At 50.2% G+C, this 4836-nt stretch carries 5 protein-coding genes; 1 reads left to right on the top strand and 4 read right to left on the bottom strand.

Translation table 11 applies throughout. The features are described from left to right. On the top strand, window positions 1-513 hold a 513-nt coding region (locus Q7V48_15075; protein MDO9212049.1), incomplete at its 5' end, for a MarC family protein. Window positions 514-641: 128 nt separating this feature from the next. On the opposite strand, the gene Q7V48_15070 is transcribed toward Q7V48_15075, so the two are convergent. The 4 genes from Q7V48_15070 to Q7V48_15055 form a co-directional block, all read right to left on the bottom strand. Next, window positions 642-1067, bottom strand: coding sequence for a VOC family protein (locus Q7V48_15070; GenBank protein MDO9212048.1), 426 nt, complete (start codon window positions 1065-1067; stop codon window positions 642-644). A gap of 67 nt (window positions 1068-1134) precedes the next feature. Next, window positions 1135-1821, bottom strand: coding sequence for a vitamin B12 dependent-methionine synthase activation domain-containing protein (locus Q7V48_15065; GenBank protein ID MDO9212047.1), 687 nt, complete (start codon window positions 1819-1821; stop codon window positions 1135-1137). Between the two features lie 9 nt (window positions 1822-1830). Next, complete coding sequence (locus Q7V48_15060) at window positions 1831-3120, bottom strand: radical SAM protein (protein MDO9212046.1); 1290 nt, start codon at window positions 3118-3120, stop codon at window positions 1831-1833. Window positions 3121-3284: 164 nt separating this feature from the next. Then, complete coding sequence (locus Q7V48_15055; GenBank protein ID MDO9212045.1) at window positions 3285-4562, bottom strand: beta-ketoacyl-[acyl-carrier-protein] synthase family protein; 1278 nt, start codon at window positions 4560-4562, stop codon at window positions 3285-3287. Window positions 4563-4836 lie beyond the last annotated feature (274 nt).

Below are 4836 nucleotides of genomic sequence, written 5' to 3'. Positions count from 1 at the left end.
TCCGAGATGGAGCAGTCGGCGCGAAAAAGAGTGATCCGTCAAGCCACCCTGACAGCATTTCTGGTGAGCATCGGCTTTCTCGGAATGGGGAAATCCATCTTTGCTCTGCTGGGGATCTCAGTCTCCGATTTTAAAATCGCTGGAGGAATTCTCCTCTTTATCATTGCCATTGTCGATTTGATCTTTCCCGAAAAAACCCGAACCTTTCCCAAAGAAACAATGGGAGTGGTGCCCATTGGAATTCCTTTAATTGTTGGACCGGCTGTCCTCACCCTCCTGCTGATGATTGTTCATACCTACGGTTACTTTTCAACCCTCCTCTGTCTCATCCTCAATCTGCTGGTCGTCTGGCTCGTCTTCAGTCAATCGCATTGGATCCTGCGCTTCATGAAAGAAGGGGGAACCAAAGGCGTGGCCAAAGTCTCTTCCCTCTTATTGGCTGCCTTTGCCATGATGATGATTCGCATCGGGATAAAGGAATGGATGGATATGTTCTCTCAGTCCCATTTTTGAAAAAGGATGGCAACTGCGCAGACTGCTGGGTTTTACTGAAAATTTCACAATAAGAGGCTGGAGTCAAAAGGGATGAGGGAGATAACCCGCAACAAGACTCTATAATGCTACTGTCCTATTTTCGTCCACTACCAGTTGACGGTTCCCTTATTCATCGCCTCCTGAAAAACCTTGGGGTCTCGCTGGGCCAGTTCGATGACCGCCCCGTTCGGTTCCCGCAAAAAGGCCAGGCGAATCCCAGGGGTTGGTTCGAATGGCTCGCCGAGGAAGTCGGCTCCCTTGCCCTTCAGGTCTCGATAAACAGATTCAAAATCATCGGTCTTGATGCCGAAGTGATGGACCCCATAGTGTTCCCTGGGATCCACGGGCTCGCTGGCCGGCCCCATATACATCAGTTCCAGCATACTCTCGCCGATACGCAGAAAGACGATGCGCTTGGAATCGGCCAGATTACGCCTCAGAATGACCTGGGCACCAAACATGTGGCGATAGTAATCGATAGAAGCTTCGATATCCCGGCAGCGGATGGTGACATGTTCGATCGAGAAAGACATCGGATCACTCTCCTTTAGAAATTTTTCTTACTTCCCCATTTTTGTTTGAGAGGTTGAGTCAAGGCTTTTATTTTTGGCGGTATTTTCGGTCGTACAGATCCGGCTCGTAGGGGGCTCTCCTGCCGGGACATTTTTCCCTCGGGCACAAAAGGCAGCTTTCGAAGCTCTCCTCGGTAGGAAACCATATCCCGGAGACCGACTTTATTGGTATCATGAGGAATGAATCCGTAAGTTTGACTCCGATGGAGGCCGGGCCCCCCCCGAGGAGGGCAAAGAGCTGTTGTTGCTCTGGTAAGGGCCAGTCGGGCAATGATCCAGGATTCATTCTCGATATTTTCCCAGGCTGAAAATGATCGATCAGATGTTCGTTCAAATGCTTGAAGGCAACCCGCAAGGCCATCTCTTTGATCACATCCGCCCAATATTTTTCCAGCAGGTCATCGATTGAACTCGACCACTCCTCTAACTCTAACCCGCAGGTTGTTACGAACGGGAAGACTCGATGAGCTTTTTCCAGGTTGACCCGCAGGACCCTGCTGGTAAGCATAACCCCGTCAATGATTATTTGATCATCTCCTCTGGATTCAATGAAGGCCACCTTATAGGCGGCTTTAGGCTTACCCATAGCCTGGGCTTTATCAACCAGATGGTTCAGCCTGGCAACAAGCTCACTCCCCTCTTTTATTCTTAAATTTTTATAAAGTTGCCCGGTGTCAATCTGGAAGGGGACATTATCCAATACGAAGGAATCCATAATTTCTCCTTATAAAGTGGGTTTAGCCAAACGGTTCCATGCCCGGCGCATCCCCCAGTTGGCGGGGAGAAAAACCTGGTGGCAGCGGCGGAGGGGCCAAAAACGCTTGAGCATGGAGGGATAAGAGTAGAAACGTTGATTGGCCCAGTCATGGCCTTCCTGGAGCTGATCAATCGACATCCCTCTGGGTTTATAGACCACATGGTTCATGTCGTAGAGGTCCCAGTTGCGGGATAGGATCCTATCTTCTCGGGTATATTGTTCGTAAAGGCGCGTTCCGGGGTAGGGAGTTAAGATGGCGAAGACAGCGGCATCGATCTTGGTTTCTTCACAAAATTCCACCACCTGATGAAAAACCGAAGGGTCGTCTTCGTCTGAACCGAAGATGAAAGACCCCTCAACGCCAATCCCCTGATCATGAATTTTTTTTACCAGAACCTTGTACCGGTCCGCCCGGTTGGTAGTTTTATGGTGGCTCTGCAGGGTCCTTTGGGAAAGGGATTCAAAGCCGATGAAGAGCCCGTAACAGCCGCTCTCCCCTGCTTTTTCGAGTAGATCCTCGCTCTCAGCAATATTGATGGAAGCATGGCTAAGCCACTTGACCCGGTATTCCTTCAAAAGCGAGAAAAGTTCCCGGGCATAGGCGGGGTTGCCGATGATGTTGTCGTCAACGAAGAAAATGAAGTTTGTCTTTTGCAGCAGGAGTTCCACTTCCTTCCGCACTTCTTCCAGAGGGCGCAGGCGACAGGTGTGGCCAAAGAAAGCGGTCACGGAACAAAAGTCGCACTGGAACGGACATCCCCTGCTGATCTGCATGGTATTGGTGAAGAAGTAAGCCTTCTTCGGCAGAAGGTCGCGTCGGGGGATGGGAAGGTTTTGTAAATCTGATCGGCCTTCAGCCTTGTAAAATTTCTGTAAAGATCCTTTTTTAAAATCCTCGATGACTTGAAACCAGATCATTTCGGCTTCCCCCAAGGCTACAGCGTCGGCATGTTGCCCCGCTTCTTCAGCCATCCAGGTGGCGTGAAATCCTCCTATGACTACGGGGATGGATATCTTGCGAAATTGGTCGGCGATGGCGTACCCGCGATTGGCCAAAGGGGTAATGATGGACACCGCTACCAGATCCGATTGATCCTGAAAATTAATTTCTTGGACATTTTCATCTTCAATGGTCACCTCTACGTCTTCGGGGGTAAGGGCTGCCAGCGTAGTCAGACTCAGGTAGGGGAAACGAAAGATAAAATGGCGCCAGAGGCTACCCTCCGGCCATCGGGGGCAGATGATTTTAATTTTCATTTTTTATCAGGACGCAGATCTTCGCAGATAACCGCAGATAAAAATTTTATTTGTAAATCCCTTTTAAAGCCAAAGAAAATTTAAAAGTAAATTCTAATAACTCGCTTTTATTTTTTATTATTTTTCCCAAAATCTGCGTCAATCTGTGTTCATCTGTGTCCCAATTAAATTTCTTTCTTGAATAACAAACAAACATTGGCCCCCCCGAAAGAGAAACCATTAAGGAGGGCGTATTGCACCTGAGCTTCCCGCGGCTGGCCCATGACATGGTCCAAGTCGAACTCTGGGGTTTTCAATCCGAGGGTTGGAGGAATTTGGCCATCTCTCATAGCCAGCAGGATGGCCGCCGCCCGCAAAGCTGCCGAGCCGCAAAAATCGCCAATGTGACCTTTAAGCGAGCTGACGGGAATCGGTCGCGAGGCCATGGCGCCAACCTTCTGGATGGCCATGGCTTCTGCCCGGTCCAGTTCCTTGGTAGAATTAGCGGCAGCACTGATATAATCTACCTGGGAAGGAGAAACTCCTGCCTTGGTCAGGACATTTTTCATTACGCGGGTCATCTGTTCAGCCTCTACCTCATAACGCTGAATTCCCACCGGTCCACCGGTGGAAGCCCAAGCAACCAGAGAGCCATAAATCTTAGCCCCCCTCCCCCGGGCATGTTTTCTTTTCTCCAGGACAAGTATTCCGGCTCCCTCTCCTAAGACTCGGCCGTTCCTCAGGCGGTCAAAGGGACTCATACCTTCCCCATGGGTCCCCTTGGGAGATAAGGCTCGCACTGCGGCAAAACTGTGAAAAAGAACGGAGCTGAGTTCATCCACGCTTCCCACCAGCACGGCATCCGCGCGGGCCTCTTGCAACAGCTGGTAAGCATAAGCCAGGGCCTGCTCACCCGAGACTTCGTTATGACTGAAGGTGGTATTGGGCCCTTTGATACCATGGTAAATGGACACCTGGCTGGCTGGGGCGTTGGGAACGGTATCTGGGAAAAGACTGGGGTTGGCCCCCTCCGGGCCTTCCTTCAGCATCCCTACGAAAAATTCATCGGTCTGGGCCGTACTTCCATAGCCTGTGCCGATAACCACTCCCATCGCAGAAGCCGCCTGGGAGGAAATGGAGAAACCCGCATCCTTCAAGGCCTCGATACTGGCGGCGACAGCCAAGCGAGAGACCCGGCTCATTCGCCGGTATTTCAAGGGAGGCATGAAATCCTTAGGGTTAAAATCCCGGATTTCGGCGCCGAGGTGAGACGAATAGGCTGAAGTATCAAAAGACTGGATGGGGGCAATTCCGGTCTTGCCGCTGAGGCAACTTTTCCAGAACGATTCCCTTCCGACACCGCAGGCGGAGATAATGCCGATCCCGGTGACAACAATCTCTTCCGAATGCGGAATGCGGAATGCGGAATGCGGAATTGTTGGATTTGATTTATTTTCTGGCATTCTTATTCTTCATTCCAATCTCGAAAAAACAAATGAATCATGGCTATATACAGGCCAAGTGAAGGCGGATCTCTTTAGAGGTTGGTTTCATTCCGCAATCCGCATTCCACATTCTGCAATTGTGATAAGAGAGAGGCAGAGGTCGGGAAACCGAAATCTAATTGGGAGCTACGAGAGTTGTTGGGATTGACCGCTCTCATTATGGATTCTTGGAAGGGAGACAATCAATATGAAAAACCGGGGATCATAAGAAAAAAAGCATCTTGTCCTTTTT

The sequence above is a fragment of the Deltaproteobacteria bacterium genome (assembly GCA_030654105.1).
Lineage (GTDB): Bacteria > Desulfobacterota > SM23-61 > SM23-61 > SM23-61 > JAHJQK01.
The sequence above is the reverse complement of the archived record's forward strand: the minus strand, read 5'-3'. Positions and strand labels throughout refer to the sequence as shown.